Here is a 21178-nt window from a genome sequence, read left to right on the forward strand (position 1 = left end):
TGGCTCAAGCTGATAATCTTGCGCGCGCTGCGTCAAGCGCAATTCCCAACCTCAATCGCCAGAGCCAGCGGTCCCGCCCGTTTTTCCGTCGCCAGGCGGAACGGCTGCGGCGCGTATGACGGGATGTTCGAACAATCTCGATATGCTGAACTCACGGGCAAACTCGGCAAAATTACGAAAATGCGTTTCAGCATCGGCCGGATCGAACGGCGTCTCTATATCGGCATAATGCTTACCCTTTTCGAGTGGCGCCGCCAGCGGTTCCGACAGCACCGCCTTGCCGCTCAGATAGGCGCTGAGCATCCGCGGATATTCGGTGTAAATGCCTTCGCCGATATGAAGGTTCACCACCGCCGAGGCGGGCCTGACCAATGCCGCCAGCTCCTCGCCAAATGTCCCGCGCCGCACACGCTCGATCGTCGAGACGCGCGACAATTCGCGCAGCCTCTCCTTGCGGCGCCCGGTCGGCGTGCCGAAAAAGATCGGATTGCCCGCGCCGGGAACGAATTCGGGCTGGTGATCGGGAAAGATATAGGGGCCGAAAATGAGCTTCGCGCGGAGCTCGTCCGAAGCAGATGCGTAGAGCGGCGCGTTGGATGGCGAAAGATCGAGCACGTGATCGAAGCTGGAGAGCATATGCCCGACCCTGCGAACGGACAGGCGATTCCACAGCTTTTCGCCGGTTTCATCGAAGAACTGTTCGGTTTGAACCCCGACCGAGCGCCCTTCGAACTCCATTGGCGACAGCACATGTGCCCCGACATAGAGAACGAATTTCTCGGCGAGCGTCCCGGCGAAACCGGCCGCGATGTCCTCGCCCACCTGTGTCAATATCCTTCCCGGTGGCGTGACAACGGTCAGATCGCCGGAATGGAAAACGGAAATGGGCATTCAGCTGTCCTTCCGTGATTCGCGCATGCGCTTATGTTCCTGGCCGGCCATCGGCAAAAGCCCGAATTCCGCGCGGTCGACAAGATTATCCCCCATGATCGCGGCATCAATGAGGTCATCCAGCACACCGGCCTCTTTAAGCTGGCTGGGAAAGTTGTGATAGCCGTTGACGGTCAAGAGAACCTGCATCGATGGAAGGCGCATGAAACATTCCGCATGGCGACGGTCACGATTTGCCTCACCGCCAAACAGCGCGAAATATTTCGTGTCGCCCAGATCTTCTTCCATCACGGTGGGCCGTGCCTCCATATCGACATTGTGAAGAAAACGCTGCCAGCGCCGATCCCTGACCACACTCGGATCGACGCTGAATTGCGGGCTGAACGCAACTGCCGTGTCGGCGTCGAGCAGTTTGGCGAATTTCAATGCCGCATAGCCGCCCATGCTGAGCCCGAGCGTCGTCACGGATCGCGGCTCGATCATTCGACGAACGGTGAGGGCCAGCCCGACCCAGAGATCCCGCAGGGATTCATGTGAGAACCAGCTTCGAAGATTATCCTTGATGAAGAGAACATGACGGCTGCCCGCGCCAGAGACAGAGCCGATGAACTCGTTCCCGGTCGGCAGACCCCTGGAGATCTCTCGCCCCCGACCGATGGACGAGAACACACAGACCAGTTGATCGCCCCTGCCCGGCAGATAGCAAAGCTCCAGCGCTGCGGAAGAATAAAGTGTCCGCACGCGAGGCTGCGCACTGCCGGGGTCTTTTTCGTGGTCAGGTGTCAAGGAAGCGGGCCGTTAATCATGTTGGGCAAGTGTTATCCGAGGCCCCTTCGAGGCGCGATCTTCCGGCAGCGGCATCAGATGAATCCGCCCGTGTCTTTCTGCCCCGTCCGCGCGACTCCTCTGCGGCGGAAATATTCCGCGGTGGCGAGCAGCAGGATCGAGATGGCGACCAGAACCGTGCCAAGCGCCATGATGACCGGAACGGATTTCGGGAAGCGGAGCTGGCTGAAGATATAGGTCGGCAGGGTCGGCTCGTTCCCGGCCAGGAAGAAGGCGATGATGAACTCGTCCAGCGAGATGGTAAAGCTCATCAGTAATGCCGAGATGATGCCCGGCATGACCAGAGGCAGGATCACCAGCCGGAAGGCGCTCCACCGGGTTTCGCCCAGATCATAGGCGGCCTCTTCCAGCGATTGGTCGAGGCTGTTGAAGGCGGTGGACAGAATGGCGATGGCATAGGGCATGCAGAGCAGCGTGTGACCGACGATGACGGTAAGGATCGACAGCTCGATCCCGATGGCCAGAAGCACCACCAGCAGTGACATGGCGACGATGATCTCGGGCAGGACCAGCGGCACCATGATAAGCCCCATGATGCCGCCCTTGAACGGGAACTCGTATCGGGTCGATGCCCGCGCCGCGAAGATCCCCAGCGAGGTCGCCAGAAGCGCCGAGCTGACCGCGATGATCATCGAATTGGTGAAGGCGCGCCGCAGCGTCGCGTCGGCGACCATCTGGCTGAACCAGTCGGTGCTGAACCCTTTCAGCGGAAAGGCGATGATCGTGCCCGAGTTGAACGCGAAAAGCGGCAGCAGCAGGATCGGCGCATAGAGAAAGATCAGATAGGCGATGGCATAGATGCGCAATCCGCTGCCCTTCATGACGTCACCCTCAGGAATTTGCGGTTCAGGAAGACGAAGATCAGGCTCATCACGGCCACGATCAGCATCGCCGTCACCGCCAGCGCCGAGCCCATCGGCTTGTTGTCGATGGCCAGCATATTGGCCTGCACCATATTCGCGATCAGAGGCACCTTGCCGCCGCCGATCAGCTCAGGCGTCACGTAATCGCCGATGGTGGGGATAAAGACGATCAGCGTCGCGGCGATCACGCCCGGCATGGCCAGCGGCAATGTCACGCGCCAGAAGGTCATCAGGCGCGATTCGCCAAGATCCCGCCCGGCCTCGAGAAGCGAGCGGTCTATCTTTTCCAGCGCCACATAGATCGGCAGGATCGCGAAGGGCGCATAGGCATGGGCCAGCGTGATGACCATCGCCTCGACATTGAAGAGCATGTTGCTGATCGGCTCGGAAATGATGTGAAGCTGAAGCAGAATCGAATTGACCACCCCATTTTCGGCCAGCAGGGCTTTCCACAGGAAAACCCGGATCAGATAAGAGGTCCAGAACGGGATGGTGATGAGGAATATCCACATCGCCTTGCGCTCGGGCCGGACCATGAAGGACAGGAAATAGGCCACCGGAAAGGCCAGCAGCACGGTCGCCAGCGTCACCAGCACCGCCACCACAACCGACCGCAGCATCACCTTGTGAAACACCGGATCGGCCAGCACCATCCGGTAGTTCTCCAGGGTGAATTCGCGGATGATCTCCAGATAGCCGTCCTTGAAAAAGGAATAGGCCAGGATCGTCATGACCGGCGCGGCGAGGATCAGCACCGCATAGATCAGCGGTGGCGCAACCATGGCGAGACCCTGCCGGGCTTCGGCGTCGAAACGTGTTGCGGACATGCGGCCTCCCTTCGGGCGCGTTTCCCCGACAGTATAAACGGATCGGCGCGATGAAAAGCGGCTTCGCGCCGGCTGCCGCACCGGGTTTTCCATACGGACCCTCGCCGTCCGGCACACGCTGGTGCTGGCCCGTGTCACCGTCCGACCTGCATTTTTGATGGGGCGCGCGGCGTTTCGTCTCGACAGAAACCGCATCGCGTGCACAATATATTCCGCAAGCGGAGCCGGACGAGCTCCGCGCAGTGGAGGACATATGACCGATAAATCCAAAATCGACCGGCGCCGTTTTCTGACCCATGCGACGCTCGGCGGCGCATCGGCCGCCGCCGCAACCAGCCTCGCCGCGCCTGCCATCGCGCAAGAGATGCCGACGATCAACTGGCGGCTGACCTCGTCATTCCCGAAATCGCTCGACACGATCTATGGCGGCGCCGAGGTGCTGGCCCGGATGCTGAGCGAGGCGACCGACGGCAAGTTCACCATCCAGCCCTTCGCCGCCGGCGAGATCGTCGGCGGGCTGCAAGCCGCCGATGCGGTCAGCGAAGGCACGGTCGATTGCGCGCATACCGTGGCCTATTACTATTGGGGCAAGGACCCGACCTGGGCGCTCGGCGCAACGGTGCCCTTCTCGCTCTCGGCGCGGGCGATGAACGCCTGGCATTATCATGGCGGCGGGATCGACCTGTTCAACGAGTTCATGGGCACCCAGAACATCGTCGCCTATCCCGGCGGCAATACCGGCGTGCAGATGGGCGGCTGGTATCGCAAGGAAATCAACTCGGTCGACGATCTGAAGGGCCTCAAGGTCCGGCTCGGCGGGTTTGCCGGTGCGGTCTGCGAAAAGCTCGGCGTGGTGCCCCAGCAGCTGGCCGGCGGCGATGTCTATCCGGCGCTGGAAAAGGGCACCATCGACGGCGCCGAATGGGTCGGGCCGTATGACGACCAGAAGCTCGGCTTCGCGAAGGTCGCGCCCTATTATTACTATCCCGGCTGGTGGGAAGGCGGCCCGACCGTCCATTTCATGTTCAACAAGGAAAAATTTGACGAGCTGCCGCCGGCCTATCAGTCGCTGCTGCGCACCTGCTGCCAGGCCGCCGATGCCGACATGCTTCAGGAATATGACTGGAAGAACCCCACCGCGCTGAAAGAGCTCGTGGCCGGCGGTGCCGAGCTGCGTCCCTTCCCGCCCGAGGTTATGGAGGCATTCTATCAGGCCGCCAACGAGGTCTATGCAGAGCTCGACGCCAATAACGAAAGCTGGAACAAGATCTGGTCCTCGATCAAGGCGTTCCGTGCGGACTGGTATCTCTATAACCAGACGGCGGAATATACCTATGACACCTTCATGATGATCCAGCAGCGCAACGGCACGCTATAGGCGCGCGGTCCCTGATTGCCGAAAGGGCGCCCTGCGGGGCGCCCTTTCTCGTTCCGGGCGATCACATGCTGCTATAGGGCTCGGGCATGAAGGCGAGATCGGTCAGATCGTGCCGCGCCCCGGCGGCGGTCAGCATGGCGTGTATCTGGCCGCGGTGATGGGTCTGATGGTTGAAGAAATGCGTGACGAGCAGCCATTTCGGCTGCGAGCGATGCGTGGCCGTGGCACCCGAATACCAATCGAGATCGCCCTCCAGCCACACCTCCGGCAACTCGCGCGCCCATTGCAGGATGCGCCGATCGAACGCGCGGCGGTTCTCGGTGAAGCGCGTCCAGTCTGCGATGAGATCGCCCGATTCGCTGATATCCTGTTCGGGCTTCGGTTCGTCGGCGAAGCGGCTGAACCACATTCGGTCACCCCACCAGAGATGCGAGAAGCTCCGCTCGATCGAACCGAAAAACGCACCTCGCTCACGCTGACGCTCCGCCGCGCTCAATCCGCTCGCCGCCCCGAGCATTCCGTCATTCTGCCAGAGATTATATCTCGCCATCTGGGTGACATAAGCCCTGTCGATCATCGCGCCTCTCCGCCTGATCCGCTTCACGCCCATCTTAGACCGGCAAGCGCGTGTGAAACACCCGCCAATCCCGGCTTTCCCCCTTCCCATCCGCCCCGATCCCTGCTATGCGCCCGGCTTCGGCTTCACCCTTGGAGGAAGCCGCTCATGTTGAAAGGAAAATATCATGGCCAAAGAGATCCCGGATCTGGTGGCCGAGGCACGCGCGGGGACAGGCAAGGGGGCCGCCCGCAAAGCTCGCCGCGAAGGCAAGGTGCCCGGCATCGTATATGGCGACGGCAAGGACCCGCTCGCCATTCAGTTCGACTTCAACCAGCTTCTGACCAAGCTGCGCGCCGGTCGTTTCATGTCCACGCTGTGGAACATGAAGGTCGAGGGCGAGGACGATGTCCGCGTCATCTGCCGCGCCGTCCAGAAGGATGTCGTGAAGGATCTGCCGACCCATATCGACTTCATGCGACTGCGCCGCACCTCGAAGGTGAACCTGTTCATTCAGGTCGAATTCATCAACGAGGAACTCGCGCCCGGCCTCAAGCGCGGCGGCACTCTGGTCACCGTGCGCCCGGAAGTCGAGCTGCGCGTGACCGCCGGCGACATCCCGGAAAGCATCGTTGTCGATCTGGAAGGCAAGGAAATCGGCGATTCGATCCATATCGAGGACGTCAAACTGCCCTCGGGCGCAAAGCCGACCACGGACCGCAACTTCGTGATCGCCAATATCGCGGCGCCGTCGGCCCTTGTCTCCGAGGAATCGGAAGAGGATGCTGATGCCGCAGCCGCAGAGGGCGAAGGCGAGGCCACCGAGGCCGAAGGCGAAGAGACCGCCGAGGAAAACGCGGAAGAGTGATCTTCCCGACCTGCGGACACAGAAAAGGCGGCGCCCCATGCGCCGCCTTTTTCATGTGCTGGCAACCATCGCCACAACCGCCCGCGTCAGCCCGGGTCCGCCACCTCGTCCATCGCCGCGAGCGTCGCCTGCCAGCACAGCATGATCGAGGCGTGACGGTTGGGATAGTCGCGGGCCGGGATCAGCACCTCCAGCCCGTTCCAGGGGGCGTCAGGCACCGGGCCGTCCTCTTTCAGCATCGCGCGAAGCTGGTCCGCCCCGCGTGCGATGTCCTCGCGCGATGCGCCCATCACCGCCTGCCCCAGCACCCCGGCCGAGGCCTGTCCAAGCGCGCAGGCACGGACCTCCTGAGCGAATCCGGCGATGCGCCCGTCCTCCATCCGCACATGCGCCGTCACCGTCGACCCGCATTGCGGAGAGCGTTTCATTGCGCTGCCCTGCGCATCGGCCAGCTTGCCCAGATGCGGAATATCCGCGGCGAGCGCAAGGATCCGCTTGGAATAGAGCTGCATCATATCGGCGTCGGACATGGTTTCCCCCGCGAGTATTAACGCCTAGATAGGCACCGAAAGGCTGAAAGGAAACCCGATGTTCGACCCTGCCACGCTGCGTTTCGACGCCAACGGGCTGATCCCCGCCATTGCGCAGGACGCGGAAAGCGGTGACGTGCTGATGATGGCCTGGATGAACGAAGAGTCGGTGCGCCGCAGTCTGGACAGCGGGCGCGTCACCTATTGGTCACGCTCGCGGCAAAGCTTCTGGGTCAAGGGCGAAAGCTCGGGCCATGTTCAGAAACTGATCGAACTGCGCGTCGATTGCGACAGCGACTGTCTTCTGGTTCTTGTCGAGCAGCAGGGCCCCGCCTGCCACACGAACCGCCGAAGCTGCTTCTACACGGCGATCCGCGACGGGAAAGAGGTCGAGATCCTCTCTCCCATCGGCTGAGTTCGGGCGCGGCCTCAGAAATCGACCTCGATGGCGACGCCTTGCTGCACCGCCAGATCGACCACCGCCGACGCGACGGCCAGATCCTGAAGCCCCACCCCGGTGCCGTCGAACAACGTGATCTGCTCGTCCGAGACGCGGCCCGGATTGCTGCCATTGATGACCGCGCCCAGTTGCGAGATATCCGTCTCGGAGATCAGACCCTGCGCCACGGCATGCTGCGCCTCGCCGAGCGTCACCGATTGCGCGACCTCATCGGTGAACACATCCGCACGAACCAGAAGCTGCGGATCGACCTCCTGCTTGCCCTTGGTGTCGGTGCCCATGCAGGCAATATGCGTGCCCGGCGAAACCTGATCCGCCTTGAGGATCGCATCGAAGGACGAGGTGATCGAGATAATCACATCGGCCTCGGTCATGCCGTCCAACTCGACCGCCTCGAAGGGGATGCCGGCCTCATCGGCGACCTCTTGCAGGTTCGACAGCATCTCGGGATGGAGGTTCCAGCCGATCGCCTTCTGGAAATCGCGCTGCTCAAGCGCTGCGCGCATCTGGAATTTCGCCTGATGCCCGGCCCCGATCATGCCAAGAACCTTTGCATCCTGCCGCGCCAGATGCCGGATCGACACCGAAGATGCCGCAGCCGTGCGCAGCGCCGTCAGCAGATTGCCGCCCACCATCGCCGCAGCCTTGCCGGTATCGGGATCGAACAGGAACACGGTCGACTGGTGGTTGATCAGCCCGCGCTTTTCCAGATTGTTCGGCCAATACCCGCCCGCCTTCAGCCCAAGCGTCAGCCCGGCGCGGTCGAAGCCGCCCTTGAAGCCGTAAAGCGCGTCCTCATGCCCGATCGCCTCGCGGATGACGGGGAAGTTATAGGCATCCCCCGAAGCCATCGCGGCGAAGACCTTCTCGACCGCCTCGAAGGCCGCCTCGCGGGTCATCAGATCGGCAATTTCGCGTTCGGGGACAATCAGCATCAAAAAGCTCCGTATCAGTGTTCATGCGCCCCTGTGGAATGGCCGGATTGGCGGCCCGCACATGGGCAGAAACCGGCGCCGCGCAGGCGCCGGAGTTTGTCGTTCAGCCGGGGATCAGTAGGCCTTGCCGCGCGCCGATACCGGCCAGACGGATTCGACCTTGCCGCCGCGCACGCCCACATACCAGTCATGGACATTGGCGGTCGGGTCGCAATGGCCCGGCACAAGCTTCAGCTTCTCGCCCACTTTCAGAACCCCGTCCGGGTCCGCGATCACCCCGTGCTCATCCGAGCATTTCACATATTCCACATCGTCGCGGCCATAGATGAAGGGCAGCCCGCTATCGACCGACTGTGCCTTGAGCCCGGCATCGCAGATCGCCTTGTCCTCCTTGGCGTGGCTCATGACCTGGGTGAGGATGAAGAACGCGTTCTCCCATTCGCCCTGGTCGATCCGCTTGCCGTCCTTGTCGAGGATGCGGCCGTAATCGGCATCCATGAAAGCGTAAGAGCCGCATTGAAGCTCGTTGTAAACGCCCGAGTTGGATTCGAAGTAATAAGAGCCGGTGCCGCCGCCAGAGACCAGCTCGGGTTCAAGCCCGGCCTCCTTCAGCCCGTCCACCGCGTCCTTGACCATCGCAATCGCGGTGTCCAGCTTGGCCTTCCGGTCCTCATAGCTGTCGATATGCTGCATCGCGCCCTGATAGGCCTGGATGCCGGTGAATTTCAGACCCGGAGCGGCGTCGATGGCCTTGGCGATCTTGACCACATCCTCGGTGGTGGTGACGCCGCAGCGCCCGGCGCCGCAGTCGATTTCCACGAAGCATTCCAGCGTGGTGCCGTGTTTCTGCGCGGCTTCGGACAGCGCCGAGACATTGTCGATGTCGTCCACGCAGACGATGATCCGGCTGCCCAGCTTGGGCAGCTGCGCGAGGCGGTCGATCTTCTTGGGATCGCGAACCTGATTGCTGACCAGCACATCCTTGATGCCGCCGCGCACAAAGACTTCGGCCTCGCTGACCTTCTGGCAGCAGACCCCGACCGCGCCGCCCAGGCTTTCCTGAAGCTTCTGCACATCCACCGATTTATGCATCTTGCCGTGGCTGCGATGGCGCATCCCGTGCGCCTTGGCGTAATCGCCCATCTTCTTGATGTTGCGCTCGAGCGCGTCGAGATCCAGCACCAGGCAGGGCGTCTGGATATCCGCCTCGTCCATGCCCGGCTTGGCCGGAATGTCGAAGCCGACCTCGTAATCGTCGAATTTCGCGGGTGCGTTCATGACTCAGTCTCCTTTCATCCAGGGCAGCCGGTCGAGATCGACATTGCCCCCGGTCACGATAATGCCGACGCGCTTTCCGGCGAAGGCATCCTTGTTCTTCAGAATGGTGGCGAGCGGCACGGCGCTCGACGGCTCCATCACGATGCGCAGATATTTCCAGATCAGCTTCATCGCATCGACGATTTCCTCTTCCGAGGCTGTGTAGATCTCCGAGACATGGTTCGACACGAAATGCCAGGTCAGATCCTTCAGCGGCACCAGCAGACCGTCCGCTACCGATTTCGGCGCATCATCGGCGATGATCTTGCCGGCCTTGAAGCTGCGATAGGCATCGTCGGCGGTTTCCGGCTCTGCCGCGATGACCTTCGTCTCAGGGGCGAGCGTGGCCAGCGTCAGGCAGGTGCCCGAGATCATTCCGCCGCCGCCGATCGGGGCCACGACCATATCCAGCCCGCCGGTCTGTTCCATCAGCTCCTTCGAGCAGGTCCCCTGCCCGGCGATCACGCGGGGGTCGTTATAGGGATGAACGAAATCGCCCCCGGTTTCGGCCTGAACCTTGGCAAATGCCTCTTCGCGGGACGAGGTCGAGGGCTCGCATTCGGTGATCTTGCCCCCGAAGCGTCGCACCGTGTCCTTCTTGGCCTGAGGCGCAGTGCGCGGCATCACCACGTTGCAGGGAATGCCCCGCAGCATGGCGGCGTAGGACAGGCACGAGGCGTGGTTGCCCGAGGAATGGGTCGCAACCCCCTTCTTCGCCTGTTCGTCACCCAGCCCGAACACCGCATTCGCGGCGCCGCGCACCTTGAACGCGCCGGGCTCCTGAAAATTCTCGCATTTGAAGAACAGATCGGCGCCGGTCAGCTCGTTCAGGTAATCCGACTGGCGCACCGGGGTCAGGCGGATATGCGGGCGGATCAGCTCATGCGCCGCCAGCATATCCTCGTAGCTTGGGATCTTTACGGTCTCATCCAGCATCACGCGGCCTTTCGCATTTGAACAGGATTGCTGCGATAGTAATCCTGCGCGGCCGCGACGCCAGAGCCAAGTTTGATATCGAGGCCCAGATCGGCCATGCACATTTCGGCCGTGGCCAGCCCCGACAGCGTCATCACATCGGTGAGACTGCCCAGATGGCCGATGCGGAAGACCTTGCCGGCCACCTCGCCCAGCCCGACGCCGAAGGCCACGCCATAGGCTTGCGCCGCATGGGTGACGATCTCGGTGGCGTTGAAGCCTTCCGGCGTGCGCACGGCGCTGACCGTGTCGGAATAGACATCGGGCGAGACCGCGCAAAGCTCCAGCCCCCAGCCACGCACCGCGGCGCGGACGCCCTCGGCGATGCGGTGATGGCGGGCAAAGACATGCTCCAGCCCCTCGGCCAGCAACATCCCGCAGGCCTGGTTCAGCCCGTTCAGCAGCCCCACCGCGGGCGTATAGGGATACGCGTTGTTGGCATAGGCTTTTTCCATGTCGCGCACATCGAAGAAGGTGCGCGGCAGCGTCGCCGCCTCGGTCGCCGCCATCGCCTTTTCGCTGAACCCGATAATGGCCAGCCCCGGCGGCAGCATGAATCCTTTCTGCGAGCCGGTCACGGCGACATCGACGCCCCATTCGTCGAAGCGGAAATCCATCGAGGCGATCGAGGACACCCCGTCCACGAACAGCATCGCCGGATGCTCCGACGCATCGAGCGCGCGGCGCACTGCGGCAATGTCGGATTTCACCCCGGTCGCGGTCTCGTTATGCGTTGCCAGCACGACCTTGATCTCGTGGTTCTTATCCGCGCTGAGGATCTCTTCATAGCGATCCGCAGGAAGCCCGGCGCCCCAGGGCGTTTCGACGATCTCGACCTCCAGCCCGTGACGCTGGCACATGTCGATCCAGCGATGGCTGAACATGCCGTTGCGCGCCGCCAGAACCTTGTCGCCTGCCGAAAGCGTGTTGCTGAGCGCGGTTTCCCAGCCGCCAGTGCCGGTCGAGGGGAAGATGAAGATCTCGGCACTGTCGCTTTTCAGGATCTTGCGCACGCTCTCGCGCGCCGGATGCAGGATCTGCCCGAAGAGCGGCGAGCGATGGTCGATCGTCGGCATATCGCAGGCCTTGCGCAGGCTTTCCGGGATATTCGTGGGACCGGGAATGAAAACCGGGTTCTGAAAACTCATGGGCTCGCTCCTTCCGTGATGCCCTCCAGCCTAGGCCACAGGCCGGGATCGATATATTTTTTTGGATTCGCATCACCCGACGGCAACTCAGCGTAAAAATTATTTATTGTCAGTGCCTTATATTTTTCATATCATGAATAGTGTTTTCACTTAAAATGAAAGAGTTTTGATGGAATCTCAAGACAATGATGGGGACCCCCCGCGCCGACCTCGTGGCCGGCCTCGCGGATGGGAGGATAAGAGCGATCAGAACATCATCAAATCGCTCGACCGCGCGATGGAGGTGTTCGAGTTTCTCAGCGCCGCGCAGGGGCTGACCCTTGGCAGCATCGCCGAAGATATGGGCCAGTCCCCGGCGACGGTCTATCGCATTCTCGTGACGCTGGAACGGCGCGGCCTGGTGGAATTCGATGCCGAAGCGCAGCTTTGGCATATCGGACCCCGCGCCTTCGTCATCGGCGCCCGCTATCTGCGCCGCACCAGCCTTGTCGAGCGCGCCCGGCCGATCCTGCGGCAATTGATGGAAGACACCGGCGAAACCGCCAATCTCGGTGTCGAAACCGACGGCGCGGTGCTGTTCGTGAGCCAGGTCGAGACCCATGCCAGCATCCGGGCCTTTTTCCCGCCCGGCACGCTCTCGCCGATGCATGCCTCCGGGATCGGCAAGGCGCTGCTTGCCGGCATGGCAGAACCCCGCGCCGCGCGCATCATCGCCGCGCAGGGGCTCGAAGCCTTTACCGAACACAGCCTTATAACGCCCGAACGTCTGGCGCGCGACCTGTCGCTCAGCCGGGCGCGCGGTTACGCCGTGGATAACGAGGAAAAGACGCTCGGAATGCGCTGCATTGCCGCGCCGGTTTTCGACATGCATGGCGAGGCCGCGGCGGGGATCTCGGTCTCGGGGCCGACGAGCCGGATCGGACCGGACCAGATCGAGCCGCTCAGCCGTCCGGTGATCGCGGCGGCCCGCGCGCTGACCGCGGCGATTGGCGGCGTCGTCACACCCCGATCCGGCTGACCCGCGGCCCTGCCGAGCCAGGGTCTGCCCCGTCCTGCCTCATGGCCTTGACCGCTCGCCCGGCCACGAAATCGACCAGAAGACGCATCTTCGGATCCTGCAATCGCCGATGCGGGTAAAGACAGCCAAAGATCGAGGCGACGGGCGGCGTCTCCGGCAGGATCTCGACCAGCCGACCCGCAGCCAGATGCCCCGCCACATCAAAGCGCGGCTTGTTCACGATCCCGGCACCGGCAAGCGCCCAGCCGGTCAGCACATCGCTGTCATCGGCATCGAACCGGCCCCGCACCTCCAGCTTGCGCGGACCTTCGGGCGTGTCGAGCACCCAGAAATATTCCGGTGAACGCGGATAGCGCAGCAGCAGGCAGTTATGGCGGCTCATCAGGTCATCGGGGGTCTGCGGCGTGCCATGCTGCGCCAGATAGGACGGCGCGGCGCAAAGAACGCGCGGGCAATCGGCGAATTTGCGCAGCTTCAGGCTCGAATCGGGCGGCGTGCCCACGAAAAACGCCAGGTCGATCCCGTCGGCAAGAATATCCACCTTGCGATCCGACATCCTCATACGGATCTCGGTCTCCGCGTGGCGCTCGGCGAATTCCGGGATCAGCGGCGCGATGATCCGCCGGCCAAGACCCAGCGGCGCGGTCACCCGGATCACCCCGCGCGGCACGCCCGAGAACTGCGCCGCGACGGATTCGGCATGTTCCACCGCCGCCAGCACCCGGCGGGCCTCGTCATAGAAGCTCTTGCCCAGTTCGGTCGGGGTCAGCGATCGGGTGGTGCGGTTGAACAGCCGCGCGCCTAGATGCTGTTCCAGCTCCTTGATGCGCTTGCTGGCAACGGCAGGGGTCAGCCGCAGGTCGCGCCCGCCCGAGGTAATGCTGCCGAGTTCGACCACGCGGACAAAGACCCGCAGGCTTTCGAGATAGGACATGAGCGGCGTTCCTTCTGGGATCGGACCCACTCTATGACTTTCAACAGTCTGTTGAAAGTATTTCCCGACACACACCGTTTTTCGAGTCAGTCACCTTGGCTAGGCTTGTGTTAGATTTGATATTCAACGCCAGCACCGCCCGAGCCAGCACAGGATCGAGACATGCCGCATTCCTCCGATATCCGTTTTCTGCTCAATGACGAGGAGATCACGCTCTCTGAACTGCCCGCGACCCGGACCCTGCTGGACTATCTTCGCATCGAGCGCCGGCTGACCGGCACCAAGGAGGGCTGCGCCGAGGGAGATTGCGGGGCCTGCACGGTGCTGATCGGGCGGTTGCAGAACGGCGCGCTGCGCTATGAGACGGTGAATGCCTGCATCCGCTTCCTCGCCTCGCTGAACGGCTGCCACATCGTCACCGTCGAACATCTCTGCGGGCCCGACGGCCGCCTGCATCCGGTCCAGCAAGCCATGGTCGAGCATCATGGCAGCCAGTGCGGCTTCTGCACGCCGGGTTTCGTCATGTCGCTTTATGCATTGTGGATGGAGACACCGCAGCCCAGCGAAACGCAGATCGAGACCGCGCTTCAGGGCAATCTCTGCCGCTGCACCGGCTATGCGCCGATCATCCGGGCGGCGCTCGCCGTAAATGAATACGACACCCCCGCGAATGACTATCTCACCCGCGAGCGCGAGACGCTGACAGCCCGACTGGACGCCATGCGCCAGAACGGGCGGATCGAAACCGGACCCGAGGATGACCGCGCGATCCTGCCGGCGGATCTGGACGATCTGGGCAAGGTTCTGGGCGCGCATCCCAAGGCAACCATCGTCGCCGGCTCGACCGATGTCGGGCTGTGGGTGACGAAATTCCTGCGCCCGATCTCTCCGGTCGTGTTCATCACTCATCTGGAAGAGCTGAAATCGGTCGAGCTCACCGACGAGGCGCTGACCATCGGCGCGGGCGTCACCTATAGCGAGGCCGAGGCGGCGATGCGCGAGGCGTTCCCGCATCTCGGACCCTATTGGGAGCGCATCGCCGGCTGGCAGGTCCGCAACATGGGCACGATCGGCGGCAATATCGCCAATGGCTCGCCCATCGGGGACACGCCGCCGGTGCTGATCGCGCTCGGCGCGGAGGTCACGCTGCAAAAGGCCGAGGGGCGCCGCAGCCTGGCGCTGGAGGATTTCTTCATAGATTACGGCGAGCAGGATCGCGAGAGCGGCGATTTCGTCGCCAGCATTCGCATCCCGCGCCCGGCACCGGGGCAGATCGACGCGGCCTACAAGATCTCGAAGCGGCGCGACGAGGATATTTCCTCGGTCGCCGCCGGGTTCAGCCTCACCGTGCAGCAGGGGCGCATTTCTGCCGCGCGGCTGGCCTTTGGCGGCATGGCGGCCACACCGAAACGCGCCGCCGCAGCCGAGGCCGCGCTTGTCGGACAGGAGTGGAACGAAGCCGCCTTCGAGGCGGCGGCAGAGGCACTTTCGCAGGATTTCGAGCCGCTCTCCGACTGGCGCGCCAGCGCCGAATACCGGATGCTGGTCGCGCAGAACCTGCTGCGCCGCTTCTTTCTGGAACATGACGCCGACACCTCCGGCAAGCCCCGGCTGGAGGTCGCCTGATGGAAGATCATCGCATGAATGAACAGCGCCGCGCGCGAGGCACCGCGCATCAGAGCATCGAACATGACAGCGCCATCAAGCATGTCACCGGGCGGGCTGAATATACCGATGACATCACCGAACCGCAGGGCACGCTTCACGCCTATCTCGGCGTGGCGGATGTGGCGCATGGTCGGATCACGGCGATGGATCTGAGTGCGGTGCGCAAGGCACAGGGCGTCATCGCCGTGCTGACCGCCGCCGATATTCCCGGCGTCAACGATATCAGCCCCGGCGGGCGGCAGGACGAGCCGGTCTTCCCCGAAGAGCTGGTCGAATATCATGGCCAGCCGCTTTTCGCGGTGGTCGCCGAAACCCGCGATCTCGCCCGGCGCGCCGCCGAGAAGGCCGAGATCGGATACGACCCCCTGCCCCATGCGCTCGACCCGATCAGCGCGCGCGAGGCCGGTTACCCGACCGTGACCGAACCGCTGACCCTGCAACGCGGCGATATCGGCGCGGGACGGCAGGGCGCGGCGCATCGCATCAAGGGCCGCATCGCCGTGGGCGGTCAGGATCACATGTATCTGGAAGGGCAGATCGCCTTCGCCATTCCCGGCGAGGATGAGGATGTGATCGTGAATTGCTCGACCCAGCATCCCAGCGAGGCGCAGCATATGGTCGCCCATGTGCTCGGCGTGCCGTCGCATTCGGTCACCATCAATGTCCGCCGCATGGGTGGCGGGTTCGGCGGCAAGGAAAGCCAGATGAACATCTTCGCGGTCGTCGCCGCGATGGCCGCCAAAAAGCTGAACCGTCCGGTGAAGATCCGCCCCGACCGCGATCAGGACATGACCGCGACCGGCAAGCGCCATGATTTCGTGATCGACTATGACGTGGCCTTCGACGATGACGGCGTGATCCAGGCCGTCGAAAGCCATCTGGCAGCGCGCTGCGGATATTCCTCGGATCTCTCGGGGCCGGTGACCGACCGGGCGCTGTTCCATGCCGACAACGCCTATTTCTATCCGCATGTGCGGCTGACCTCCTGCCCGCAAAAGACCAACACCGTTTCGAACACGGCGTTTCGCGGCTTTGGCGGGCCGCAGGGCGTCATGGTCGCCGAACGCATGATCGAGGAAATCGCCTATGCGCTCGGCCGGGACACGCTGGAGATCCGCAAGGCCAATTTCTATGGCGGCGAGGGGCGCGACCTGACGCCCTATCACCAGAAGGTCGAGGACAATATCCTCGGCCAGATCGTCCGGGAGCTGGAGGAAAGCAGCGATTACCAGGCCCGCCGCGACGCGGTGCTGCGCCACAATGCCGAGGGCGGGATCATCCGGCGCGGGATCGCCATGACCCCGGTGAAATTCGGCATCTCTTTTACGGCGACGCATTTCAACCAGGCCGGATCGCTGCTGCATATCTACAGCGACGGCTCGATCTCCCTCAATCACGGCGGGACCGAGATGGGCCAGGGGCTGAACACCAAGGTCGCGCAGGTCGTGGCGGATGTGTTCCAGGTGGATTTCGACCGGATCAAGATCACCCGCACCACCACCGAGAAAGTGCCGAACACCTCGGCCACTGCGGCATCGAGCGGCTCGGATCTGAATGGCATGGCGGCGCTCGATGCGGCCGAGCAGATCAAGGCGCGACTCGTCGCCTTCGCCGCCGAACGCTGGCAGATCGCGCCGGATCGGATCCGATTCATCGACAATGCCGTTCATATCGGCGACGAGATCCTGCCCTTCGCCAAGCTCATCCACGAGGCTTATGTCGCACGGATCCACCTGTCCGCCGCGGGCTTCTATAAGACGCCGAAAATCCATTGGGACCGCGCCGCGGGCAAGGGCCGGCCCTTCTATTACTACGCCTATGGCGCGGCCTGTTCCGAGGTGTCCGTCGATACGCTGACCGGCGAGTACCGGATCGAACGCAGCGATATCCTGCATGATGTGGGCCGCTCGCTGAACCCGGCCATCGACAAGGGGCAGGTCGAGGGTGCCTTCGTGCAGGGTGTCGGCTGGCTGACCAGCGAAGAGCTGTGGTGGGACGACAAGGGCCGGCTGAGGACCCATGCGCCCTCTACCTACAAGATCCCGCTGGCCAGCGACCGGCCGCGTATCTTCAACGTCGCCCTCGCCGACTGGTCGGAGAATCGCGAGATGACGATCAAGCGGTCGAAAGCCGTGGGCGAGCCGCCCTTCATGCTGGGGATCTCGGTCTTCGAGGCGATCTCGATGGCGGTGGCGAGCGTGGCGGATTATCGCGAATGCCCGCGCCTCGATTCGCCTGCCACGCCCGAACGGGTGCTGTTGGCGGTGGATCGGCTGAAACGCCGGACCGGCGGAAGGAGCTGAGCGATGTATGCGCTGAACCGCCTCATCAGCTTTCTGAACGAAGCCGGCCCTGTCGCCCGGCTGCGGCTGACCCGTGTGCGCGGCTCGTCCCCGCGCGAAGCTGGGACCGAGATGTTCGTCAGCGCGACCGGGCTGTCGGGCACGATCGGCGGCGGACAGCTGGAACAGCGCGCCATCGACGCCGCCCGTGAAATGCTGGCGAAAGGCGACATCGCCTGCCATCTGGACCTGCCGCTCGGACCCGAGATCGGGCAATGCTGCGGCGGCCGCGTCGAGATTTCCGTGCAGCGGATGCGCATGGCGGACAAGGCCGCCGCCATCTCGGCCGCGCGACGCGCCCATGACAGCCTGCCCTCGGTCTATGTGCTCGGGGCGGGCCATGTCGGGCGGGCGCTGGCCGATCTGCTTCAGCATCTGCCGGTGCGCACGGTGCTGGCCGATCAGCGTCAGGGCGAGCTGGCCCTGTCGGGCGCGATGGTCGAAAAGCGGCTCTGCGCGATCCCGGAATTCGAGATCCAGTCCGCGCCGCCGGGCAGCGCCTTCGTGGTGCTGACCCATGACCATGCGCTGGATTTCCTGCTGACCGCCGCGGCGCTCGAACGCGGCGATGCGCGCTATGTCGGCATGATCGGATCGGCCACCAAGCGGGCAAAGTTCCGAAGCTGGTGCGCACGGCAATGCGACGGGCTGTCGGACGCCGCGCTGACCTGCCCGATCGGCTCGGGCGGCAGTCGCGACAAGCGCCCCGAGATCATCGCCGCCATGGTCGCGGCAGAGCTGATGACCGCGCTGACCCCGGCCGCGCAGCACATGCAGCCGGATCGCGCGAGGGAGATCCGGCTGGCAACGCGATAGCGGGGCGGCGCCGGGCCGCACCAACCGACACATGACAACAAGGGCCCGGCAGGAGACCGGCCCGCCATCCATGGGAGGGACAATGATGGACAGGATTTTCGGCCTCAGGGCCAATGGCACCAGCCTGAGGACAGAGGTGATCGCGGGGGCGACCACCTTCCTGACCATGGCCTATATCATCTTCGTCAACCCGGAGATCCTGTCGTCGACCGGGATGGACCGCGATGCGGTCTTCGTCGCCACCTGCCTCGCCGCCGCGCTCGGCTCGGCGATCATGGCGCTGTGGGCGAACTGGCCCATCGGCATGGCGCCGGGGATGGGGCTGAACGCCTTTTTCGCCTTTACCGTGGTCGGCGCGCTCGGTTTTACCTGGCAACAGGCGCTGGGTGCGGTGTTCATCTCGGGTCTGGTCTTTCTGTTCCTGTCGGTCACCGGCATCCGGCGCTGGCTGATCGCCGGGATCCCCAGCTCGATGCGCAGCGCGATTGCGGCGGGGATCGGGATGTTTCTCGGGCTGATCGCGCTGACCAGCTCGGGCATCGTGGTGGCGAATCCCGCAACCTATGTCGCGCTCGGGGATCTGACCCAGACCGGCCCGCTTCTGGCCGTGGCCGGGTTCTTCATCACCGCAGCGCTCGACGCGCTGAAAATCCGCGGCGCGATCCTGATCGGGATCCTGGTCATCACGCTGGCCTCGATCCTGCTCGGGGCGAGCGCGTTCGGTGGCCTCATGTCGATGCCGCCCTCGATCGCGCCGACCTTCATGCAGCTCGACCTGGCCGGGGCGCTGACGGCGGGGATCTTCCACGTTATCCTGGTGATGGTGCTGGTCGAGGTGTTCGACGCGACCGGCACGCTGATCGGCGTCGCCAAGCGCGCCGGGCTGCTGACCGAGGGGCCGGCCCATACCAACAAGGGCCTCAGCCGCGCGCTGATGGCGGATTCGACCGCGATCCTCGCCGGCTCGATGCTGGGCACCAGCTCGACCACCGCCTATGTCGAAAGCGCTTCGGGCGTTCAGGCGGGCGGGCGGACGGGGCTGACCGCGCTCGTCGTCGCCGTGCTGTTCCTGCTGGCGATGTTCTTCGCGCCGTTGGCGGGTTCGGTCCCGGCCTATGCGACCGCGCCCGCGCTGCTCTACGTGGCCTGCCTGATGGTGCGTGAATTTTCGGAAATCGCATGGGAGGATGTGACCGAGGCGGCGCCGGCCGTGCTGACCGCGCTGATGATGCCTTTTACCTATTCCATCGCCAACGGTCTGGCCTTCGGCTTTATCAGCTATGCGCTGATCAAGCTGCTGACCGGACGCGCGCGCGACGTCCATATCGCGACCTGGGTGGTGGCGGGTCTGTTCGTGATCCGCTTCGCCTTCTTCGCCGAATGACCGCAAGCTGAGACAAGAACCCCCTGTCTGGGGCACTGGTGCGGATCACCGGACCCTCCGCGTGATCCGCATATTTTCTGACCAGAGAACCGGGACCAGAGCATGACCGACACAGCCCCGCCCCGCCTTTTGCGCGGACGCATCCTGAACTTCTCCGCCCTGCCCCGCGACGACACGGATCGCGCGGCCTATCGCTATATCGAGGATGGCGCGATCCTGATCTCGGGCGGAATGATCGAGGCTGTGGGCGACTATGCCGAGATCGCGCCACGCGCCGGCGCGGCGCAGATCGTCAATCACCATCCGCATCTGATGATGGCCGGTTTCATCGATACGCATCTGCATTTCCCGCAGGTGCAGGTGATCGCAAGCTGGGGGGCGCAGCTTCTCGACTGGCTGAACAATTACACTTTTCCCGAGGAAACCCGCTTCGTCGATCCCGATCATTGCGCCGAGATGGCCCGGCATTTCTTCGATCTGCTCACCAGCCACGGCACGACCACCGCGGTCGCCTTCTGCTCGGTGCACAGATCATCCGCCGAGGCATATTTCACCGAGGCCGCCCGCCGGAACATGCGGATGATCGGCGGCAAGGTGATGATGGACCGCAACGCCCCCGACGGGCTGCGCGACACGGCGCAATCGGGCTATGACGACAGCAAGGAACTGATCGAGAAATGGCACGGCAAAGGGCGCGGGCTTTATGCGATCTCGCCGCGTTTCGCGATCACCTCGACACCCGAGCAGCTCGAGATGGCCGGCGCGCTCGCCGCGGAATATCCCGACTGCCATATCCAGACCCATCTGAGCGAAAATCACGACGAAATCGCCTATACCGCGTCGCTTTATCCCGATGCGCCGGATTATCTGGGCATCTATGAACGCTTCGGGCTGATCGGGCCGAAGGCGCTGATGGGGCATTCGATTCACCTGACCGAGCGAGAGATCGCGGTCATGGCCGAGACCGGCACCAAGGCGGTGTTCTGCCCGACCTCTAATCTTTTCCTGGGCAGCGGGCTGTTCGACGATGCCGGGCTGCGCGCGCGGGGCATCACCAACGCCATCGCCACGGATATCGGCGGCGGCAGCAGCTATTCCATGCTTCAGACGCTGGATCAGGGCTACAAGATCCTCCAGCTTCAGGGTCAGAAGCTGCATCCTTTGGGCGCGTTCCACTGGGTCACGCGGGGCAATGCCGTGGCGCTGGGGCTGGAGGACCGGATCGGCACGCTCGATGCCGGGACCGAGGCGGATATCGTGGTGCTGGACGCACGCGCCACCCCCGCGATGGAACTGCGCATGGCGCGGGCCAAAACGCTGTCGGAAGAGCTGTTCATCCTGCAAACGCTCGGTGACGATCGTGCCATCGCGGAAACCTATATCGCCGGGGCGCCGGTCAAGAAGGGTTAGCGCGGCGCAGGC

At 63.6% G+C, this 21178-nt stretch carries 20 protein-coding genes; 9 read left to right on the top strand and 11 right to left on the bottom strand.

The window, feature by feature from the left end; translation table 11 throughout:
* Window positions 1-51 precede the first annotated feature (51 nt).
* The 4 genes from PAF18_RS05845 to PAF18_RS05860 form a co-directional block, all read right to left on the bottom strand.
* Window positions 52-891, bottom strand: a complete 840-nt coding sequence (locus PAF18_RS05845) for a hypothetical protein (RefSeq protein ID WP_271117668.1) — start codon at window positions 889-891, stop codon at window positions 52-54.
* Window positions 892-1632, bottom strand: coding sequence for a hypothetical protein (locus tag PAF18_RS05850; protein WP_271117669.1), 741 nt, complete (start codon window positions 1630-1632; stop codon window positions 892-894).
* Window positions 1633-1751: 119 nt separating this feature from the next.
* The gene (locus PAF18_RS05855) at window positions 1752-2558 is read right to left on the bottom strand and encodes an ABC transporter permease (RefSeq protein ID WP_271117670.1); all 807 of its coding nucleotides are present in this window, start codon (window positions 2556-2558) and stop codon (window positions 1752-1754) included.
* Window positions 2555-3427, bottom strand: a complete 873-nt coding sequence (locus PAF18_RS05860; protein WP_271117671.1) for an ABC transporter permease — start codon at window positions 3425-3427, stop codon at window positions 2555-2557. Before PAF18_RS05860 ends, PAF18_RS05855 begins: the two co-directional genes overlap by 4 nt.
* A gap of 271 nt (window positions 3428-3698) precedes the next feature.
* On the opposite strand from PAF18_RS05860, the gene PAF18_RS05865 reads away from it, so the two are divergent.
* Window positions 3699-4805, top strand: coding sequence for a TRAP transporter substrate-binding protein (locus PAF18_RS05865; RefSeq protein ID WP_271118069.1), 1107 nt, complete (start codon window positions 3699-3701; stop codon window positions 4803-4805).
* Window positions 4806-4866: 61 nt separating this feature from the next.
* Here PAF18_RS05865 and PAF18_RS05870 read toward each other — a convergent pair whose 3' ends face one another.
* Complete coding sequence (locus PAF18_RS05870) at window positions 4867-5382, bottom strand: DinB family protein (RefSeq protein ID WP_271117672.1); 516 nt, start codon at window positions 5380-5382, stop codon at window positions 4867-4869.
* Between the two features lie 166 nt (window positions 5383-5548).
* Here PAF18_RS05870 and PAF18_RS05875 point away from each other — a divergent pair, with 166 nt between their 5' ends.
* Window positions 5549-6229, top strand: a complete 681-nt coding sequence (locus PAF18_RS05875) for a 50S ribosomal protein L25/general stress protein Ctc (protein ID WP_271117673.1) — start codon at window positions 5549-5551, stop codon at window positions 6227-6229.
* A gap of 86 nt (window positions 6230-6315) precedes the next feature.
* On the opposite strand, the gene PAF18_RS05880 is transcribed toward PAF18_RS05875, so the two are convergent.
* On the bottom strand, window positions 6316-6759 hold the full coding sequence (locus tag PAF18_RS05880; protein WP_271117674.1) for an iron-sulfur cluster assembly scaffold protein: 444 nt from the start codon (window positions 6757-6759) through the stop codon (window positions 6316-6318).
* A gap of 58 nt (window positions 6760-6817) precedes the next feature.
* On the opposite strand from PAF18_RS05880, the gene hisI reads away from it, so the two are divergent.
* Window positions 6818-7174 carry a phosphoribosyl-AMP cyclohydrolase gene (gene hisI, locus PAF18_RS05885; protein ID WP_271117675.1) on the top strand — a complete coding sequence of 119 codons (357 nt, stop codon included), beginning with the start codon at window positions 6818-6820 and terminating at the stop codon, window positions 7172-7174.
* 14 nt (window positions 7175-7188) lie between these two features.
* Here hisI and bhcD read toward each other — a convergent pair whose 3' ends face one another.
* The 4 genes from bhcD to bhcA form a co-directional block, all read right to left on the bottom strand.
* The gene (gene bhcD / locus PAF18_RS05890; RefSeq protein ID WP_271117676.1) at window positions 7189-8154 is read right to left on the bottom strand and encodes an iminosuccinate reductase BhcD; all 966 of its coding nucleotides are present in this window, start codon (window positions 8152-8154) and stop codon (window positions 7189-7191) included.
* 114 nt (window positions 8155-8268) lie between these two features.
* Entirely contained in the window at window positions 8269-9432 is a 1164-nt protein-coding gene (gene bhcC, locus PAF18_RS05895) for a 3-hydroxy-D-aspartate aldolase BhcC (RefSeq protein WP_271117677.1), read from the bottom strand.
* A 3-nt stretch (window positions 9433-9435) separates the two neighbouring features.
* Window positions 9436-10407, bottom strand: a complete 972-nt coding sequence (gene bhcB, locus PAF18_RS05900; protein ID WP_271117678.1) for a beta-hydroxyaspartate dehydratase BhcB — start codon at window positions 10405-10407, stop codon at window positions 9436-9438.
* Window positions 10407-11594, bottom strand: coding sequence for an L-aspartate--glyoxylate aminotransferase BhcA (gene bhcA / locus PAF18_RS05905; protein WP_271117679.1), 1188 nt, complete (start codon window positions 11592-11594; stop codon window positions 10407-10409). The genes bhcB and bhcA overlap by 1 nt, the downstream gene beginning before the upstream one ends.
* A 169-nt stretch (window positions 11595-11763) precedes the next feature.
* Between bhcA and bhcR the strand changes: the two genes are divergently transcribed.
* Window positions 11764-12612: an HTH-type transcriptional regulator BhcR gene (bhcR, locus tag PAF18_RS05910; protein WP_271117680.1), complete on the top strand. Its 849-nt coding sequence runs from the start codon at window positions 11764-11766 to the stop codon at window positions 12610-12612.
* Here bhcR and PAF18_RS05915 read toward each other — a convergent pair.
* The gene (locus tag PAF18_RS05915; protein ID WP_271117681.1) at window positions 12593-13546 is read right to left on the bottom strand and encodes a LysR family transcriptional regulator; all 954 of its coding nucleotides are present in this window, start codon (window positions 13544-13546) and stop codon (window positions 12593-12595) included. The two genes, bhcR and PAF18_RS05915, sit on opposite strands and share 20 nt — an antisense overlap.
* A 162-nt stretch (window positions 13547-13708) precedes the next feature.
* On the opposite strand from PAF18_RS05915, the gene xdhA reads away from it, so the two are divergent.
* The 5 genes from xdhA to guaD all read left to right on the top strand — a co-directional run bounded on the left by xdhA (window position 13709) and on the right by guaD (window position 21166).
* A complete protein-coding gene (gene xdhA / locus PAF18_RS05920) occupies window positions 13709-15172 on the top strand; it encodes a xanthine dehydrogenase small subunit (protein WP_271117682.1) in 1464 nt (487 codons plus the stop codon).
* Window positions 15172-17517, top strand: coding sequence for a xanthine dehydrogenase molybdopterin binding subunit (xdhB, locus tag PAF18_RS05925; protein ID WP_271117683.1), 2346 nt, complete (start codon window positions 15172-15174; stop codon window positions 17515-17517). The genes xdhA and xdhB overlap by 1 nt, the downstream gene beginning before the upstream one ends.
* A 3-nt stretch (window positions 17518-17520) precedes the next feature.
* Window positions 17521-18372, top strand: a complete 852-nt coding sequence (gene xdhC, locus PAF18_RS05930; RefSeq protein ID WP_271117684.1) for a xanthine dehydrogenase accessory protein XdhC — start codon at window positions 17521-17523, stop codon at window positions 18370-18372.
* Between the two features lie 82 nt (window positions 18373-18454).
* The gene (locus tag PAF18_RS05935; RefSeq protein WP_271117685.1) at window positions 18455-19756 is read left to right on the top strand and encodes an NCS2 family permease; all 1302 of its coding nucleotides are present in this window, start codon (window positions 18455-18457) and stop codon (window positions 19754-19756) included.
* A gap of 102 nt (window positions 19757-19858) precedes the next feature.
* Window positions 19859-21166, top strand: coding sequence for a guanine deaminase (gene guaD / locus PAF18_RS05940; RefSeq protein ID WP_271117686.1), 1308 nt, complete (start codon window positions 19859-19861; stop codon window positions 21164-21166).
* The last annotated feature ends 12 nt before the right edge of the window (window positions 21167-21178 follow it).

The organism is Paracoccus sediminicola, from assembly GCF_027912835.1.
In the GTDB taxonomy this organism is placed as follows: Bacteria; Pseudomonadota; Alphaproteobacteria; order Rhodobacterales; family Rhodobacteraceae; genus Paracoccus; species Paracoccus sediminicola.

Bases quoted from the DNA above. Each gene is read 5' to 3' on its own strand.
- xdhA (WP_271117682.1), top strand. From the start codon at position 13,709: ATGCCGCATTCCTCCGATATCCGTTTTCTGCTCAATGACGAGGAGATC.
- guaD (WP_271117686.1), top strand. From the start codon at position 19,859: ATGACCGACACAGCCCCGCCCCGCCTTTTGCGCGGACGCATCCTGAAC.
- PAF18_RS05845 (WP_271117668.1), bottom strand. From the start codon at position 891: ATGCCCATTTCCGTTTTCCATTCCGGCGATCTGACCGTTGTCACGCCA.
- xdhB (WP_271117683.1), top strand. From the start codon at position 15,172: ATGGAAGATCATCGCATGAATGAACAGCGCCGCGCGCGAGGCACCGCG.
- PAF18_RS05860 (WP_271117671.1), bottom strand. From the start codon at position 3,427: ATGTCCGCAACACGTTTCGACGCCGAAGCCCGGCAGGGTCTCGCCATG.
- PAF18_RS05870 (WP_271117672.1), bottom strand. From the start codon at position 5,382: ATGATCGACAGGGCTTATGTCACCCAGATGGCGAGATATAATCTCTGG.
- bhcC (WP_271117677.1), bottom strand. From the start codon at position 9,432: ATGAACGCACCCGCGAAATTCGACGATTACGAGGTCGGCTTCGACATT.
- PAF18_RS05915 (WP_271117681.1), bottom strand. From the start codon at position 13,546: ATGTCCTATCTCGAAAGCCTGCGGGTCTTTGTCCGCGTGGTCGAACTC.
- bhcR (WP_271117680.1), top strand. From the start codon at position 11,764: ATGGAATCTCAAGACAATGATGGGGACCCCCCGCGCCGACCTCGTGGC.
- xdhC (WP_271117684.1), top strand. From the start codon at position 17,521: ATGTATGCGCTGAACCGCCTCATCAGCTTTCTGAACGAAGCCGGCCCT.
- PAF18_RS05880 (WP_271117674.1), bottom strand. From the start codon at position 6,759: ATGTCCGACGCCGATATGATGCAGCTCTATTCCAAGCGGATCCTTGCG.
- PAF18_RS05855 (WP_271117670.1), bottom strand. From the start codon at position 2,558: ATGAAGGGCAGCGGATTGCGCATCTATGCCATCGCCTATCTGATCTTT.
- bhcB (WP_271117678.1), bottom strand. From the start codon at position 10,407: ATGCTGGATGAGACCGTAAAGATCCCAAGCTACGAGGATATGCTGGCG.
- PAF18_RS05935 (WP_271117685.1), top strand. From the start codon at position 18,455: ATGATGGACAGGATTTTCGGCCTCAGGGCCAATGGCACCAGCCTGAGG.
- bhcD (WP_271117676.1), bottom strand. From the start codon at position 8,154: ATGCTGATTGTCCCCGAACGCGAAATTGCCGATCTGATGACCCGCGAG.
- hisI (WP_271117675.1), top strand. From the start codon at position 6,818: ATGTTCGACCCTGCCACGCTGCGTTTCGACGCCAACGGGCTGATCCCC.
- PAF18_RS05875 (WP_271117673.1), top strand. From the start codon at position 5,549: ATGGCCAAAGAGATCCCGGATCTGGTGGCCGAGGCACGCGCGGGGACA.
- bhcA (WP_271117679.1), bottom strand. From the start codon at position 11,594: ATGAGTTTTCAGAACCCGGTTTTCATTCCCGGTCCCACGAATATCCCG.